The 2,940-nt window shown below is 66.5% G+C and carries 1 protein-coding gene and 2 pseudogenes; all 3 read left to right on the top strand.

The window, feature by feature from the left end:
- Nucleotides 1-1,443: pseudogene (locus tag KBA32_RS16870) on the top strand (hypothetical protein); the annotation flags it as partial.
- Between the two features lie 579 nt (nucleotides 1,444-2,022).
- Nucleotides 2,023-2,412 carry a GPW/gp25 family protein gene (locus KBA32_RS16875; protein WP_294361452.1) on the top strand — a complete coding sequence of 130 codons (390 nt, stop codon included), beginning with the start codon at nucleotides 2,023-2,025 and terminating at the stop codon, nucleotides 2,410-2,412.
- 18 nt (nucleotides 2,413-2,430) lie between these two features.
- A pseudogene (locus KBA32_RS16880) lies at nucleotides 2,431-2,940 on the top strand (hypothetical protein); the annotation flags it as partial.

The raw sequence follows: 2,940 nt of genomic DNA on the forward strand, positions 1-2,940 counted from the left end.
AGCACTTCCGCGGAGACATGGGACGAGTACGCCTTCGTCGCCAATGCCTGGCGCAGGACTGAAGGCGAAAAGCTGCTCGCTGACGGGGAGGAAATCCTGCCGCTCTTCCCGCTCAACTACCGCAACGGCGAACGTCCGCGCCGCCTGCTCGCCGGGCTGATTCCGGTCGGCCGGCGCGAAGCCTTCATGGGCGCGCCGACGCAATCCGGCGACGAGCTGCCGGAGAACGGCACCGACGCGCGCCTCGCGGCCTTCGATGCCGATATCGTCGGTCCGTGGCTGAACCTGCTCGACCGCGTCGGCGACTTCAACGCCGGCAGCATCACGGCGAGCAACGCCTTCCCGGATATGGACCAGGATGCCGACAAGACGACGGCCGAAATCGTCCGCGCCCGGCGTGCGCTGCGCAACCAGATCCAGAGCGGCTCGTGGTACGTGCTGCTCGATCTGCTGGCCTGGCTGGAGAAACATCTCAATCCCGTGTGGCGCGTCGTCACCGGGCAGGCCGCCGCGAGCACGCTGTCCGCCACGCCGGCCATGGCCGCCGTCTGGACGGCACTCAATGCCGTGACCCAGCCCGGCGGGAGCATCGGCGGGAAGACGCTGACGCAAACGCTGCAGGACGGCATGCCACCACCGAAGCCGCCACTGCTGGCGACGCTGGTCGGCGGCTTGCAGGTGACGGCGGGCAGCCTGCCGTACACGGCGGCCAAGGCACAGGCGTTCGCCAATGCGCTGGAACGCGTCACGGTTGCTTACTCGCACAGCGCCCCGGCCGCCGACTGGCCGGACTTCCTCTTCCCGCTCGCCGATCCGCAGTTCAGCCCGCCGCTCGATGTCGCCGGCGTGAACGCGCTGCGCGAGAAGATCGCCGCTGCGTTGCCGGCGCTGAGCGGCACGACCAGCCGCGCCAGCATCCCCAATGCGCCGATCGGCGATGCGTCGAATCTCGCGTGGTTCCGCATCCGCTGCGTCTTCCGCCGGCCGGACTGCGAGCCGCTGCATCCAGCCGTGCTGTCCGCGCCGTCGCAGGCGTTCGAGATGGCCGGCTTCTTCGACCCCGACGCGCCGGCACGCCCGGTGCGCATCGGCCTGCCGATCGACCCGACGCCGGCCGGCCTGCGCAAGTTCGACAAGAAGACCTTCATGGTCATGTCCGACCTGCTCTGCGGACAGGTCTCGCGCTTCAGGAAGGTCACCTTCGGCGACCTCATCCTGTCCGTCCTGCCCTGGCCGCTGCACAAGGACCTGCCGGTCGGCGAATCGGTCTGCGCGAAGGGCGCGCCGGGCATCGGGATGGTCTGCTCGCTGTCGATCCCGATCATCACGATCTGCGCGCTGATCCTGCTGATGATCATCGTCAGCCTGCTCGACTTCGTCTTTCGCTGGATGCCGTGGTTTTTTATGTGCCTGCCGATTCCGGGGTTGAAGGGGAAGAAATGAAATCTGTCTTGACTGATTTCGAGTTGATGCCTCAACCGCTGGGTTCCGCGCCTGACGCGCGGGCGTACTTTCTTTTGTCTTGCCAAAAGAAAGTAGCCAAAGAAAAAGCGCGCCCACAGCGTCGCCCGGCTGCGCCGGGTGCTCTGCGCTGCTCAGCCGCAACGGGGGGCTGCGGAACTCGGGCCTTCGGCCCTCAGACAGTCCTCGCCCTATTTCCCGTTGCGTCTTGCGCTGCTCGACGACGCAAAGGGCCAATTGAAAACCACACCCATATCAACCGCTTGTGGCATCAAGTTCCGCTCGGTGTGCTTTTCCTTCCCCCTCGTGCAGCGCCGAGCAACGGAGTGGGGCCGGGGGTCGTCGGCGAGGACTGTCTGAGGGCGAAGCCCGAGTTCCGCAGCCGCCCGGCCTCACGAGTAGCGCAGGGCAGCCGGCATTGCCGGCCGCGTAACGCGGGGGGCGCCTTTTCTTTGGCTACTTTCTTTTGGCGACCCAAAAGAAAGTATGCCCGCGCGTCAGGCGCGGAACACAGCGCCTCAAAAACCCAATCGACGAACTCAGGTTGAAAGCGCCCCAACCATGAACCCCACCTCCCTCGGACAAGGCATCTCCTGGCCGCCACGCATCGACGGCGACGGCCGCCTGCTGCGCTCCGCCGATGCCGACAACGTCCGCGAGGCGATCCAGGTCATCCTGCTCACCGAACCGGGCGAGCGCGTTCGCCTGCCGGAATTCGGCGCCGGCCTCGGCCGCTTCCTGTTCGAGCCGAACATCCCCGCGACGCACATCGCCATTGCCCGCGCCATCGACCTGAGCCTGAAACGCTGGGAGCCGCGCATCCGGGTCGCGCAGGTCGAAGTCGACGCCGATCCAACCGATTCGCAGGCGGCATTGGCGACGATTGCCTACCGTCTGGTGAGCAACGCGCAACAGGCGACGCTGAACATCAGCGTTCCCGTGGCTTCCTGACCCGAGAGGAAGACGATCATGCCCATCCAACTTCCCAACCTCGACGACCGCAGTTATCGCCAGCTGGTGGACGAAATGCTGGCGCGCGTGCCGGTGCATACACCGGAATGGACGCAGTTCGGCGAGGCCGATCCGGGCGTCACGCTGCTCGAACTGTTCGCCTTCCTCGGCGAAAACCTGCTCTATCGGGCCAACCAGATTCCCGAACGCAACCGGCTGAAGTTCCTGCAACTGCTGAACCTGCCGCTGCAACCAGCGACGCCGGCACGCGCCATGGTGACGCTCGCCAACGCGCGCGGGCCGCTCGCCGCCGAAACACTGTCCGCCGGTCTCGTGCTCAAGGCCGGGCAGATTCCGTTCCAGACCGAGCGCGGGCTGGAGGTCCTGCCGCTCGAAGCACAAGCGTTCTTCAAGCGGCCGCTGGACAACCCGGACGCGGCCATCCTGACGGCGTATCGCGACCTGTTCCGCAGCTACTACCCCGACCGCGCCGACGCGCCGATCACGCTCTACGAGACCGTCGCGCTC

Source organism: Propionivibrio sp., from assembly GCF_017995515.1.
In the GTDB taxonomy this organism is placed as follows: Bacteria; Pseudomonadota; Gammaproteobacteria; order Burkholderiales; family Rhodocyclaceae; genus Propionivibrio.